The organism is Rhizobium sp. 10N414 (assembly GCF_056394785.1).
In genome coordinates this window covers 1-767 of the sequence record NZ_JBFTIN010000111.1, presented here as the reverse complement: position 1 = coordinate 767, position 767 = coordinate 1, and the positions used below count along the sequence as shown (strand labels likewise).

Sequence of the window (767 nt, the reverse complement as noted above, 5' to 3'; positions counted from 1 at the left end):
TTGAACTGGCGGCTTTTCCTTGGGTTCAGTTTCGTTTTGATCGGCATCGACGCCGATCGGCTCAATCTTTCCTTCCGCTGGACAGAGTGTTGCCGTCCTGCGGTTCTCGAACCAATCTCCAATGCGTGACCTGATGCGTTGGCTTCGGTCACAGAGTGATGTTCGGCTCCCGGTTTCCCATTCTCCCTGAGGAGCGCAGCCCAGGCCTGCCGGGCTCGCTAGACGATCATCAGGACAACCGGGATATCGTCGACGCGCCTTCCGTGGGGCTGGCACCGCGCGGCTCGTAGGCGCGCTGGTCACGCAGGATCTGGAAGGCGATCGTCAAAAGCTTGCGCGCGATGGCCACGCGCGCCTTGTTTACTCCTCTGAACTTCAGGTGTTCGTATTGAGCGCGCAGCTGCGCATCGCTGGCGATGGCAGGTGTCACCGCTTCGACGAAGGCCCAGCGCAGCCACTTGTTGCCCTGCTTGATGATCTTGCCGTGGAAGGTCTTGCCGCCGCTCGAATAGGTCGAGGGTACAAGGCCGGCATAGGCGGCAAGCTTCTTCGGGTTGCGGAACCGTGATATGTCGTCGATCTCCGCATCGATCAGCCGGGCAAAGAACTCGCCGATGCCGGGGATGGTCTTCAATAGCCTCACATTGCCATTGGCCTTGGTCATCGTCCGGATCGTCGCCTCCGACTGCTTGATGCGCCCATCGATGTCGCCGATGAAGGCGAGGCCGCGGTCGATCTGGATGCGGTCGATCTCAGAGACATTCACC

1 protein-coding gene is annotated in these 767 nt (G+C 60.4%); it reads right to left on the bottom strand.

Annotated features, from left to right (window positions below; all coding sequences use genetic code 11):
• Window positions 1–229: 229 nt before the first annotated feature.
• The coding region (locus AC1DE4_RS31815) for a transposase (RefSeq protein ID WP_477884762.1) at window positions 230–767 on the bottom strand (538 nt) is incomplete at its 5' end.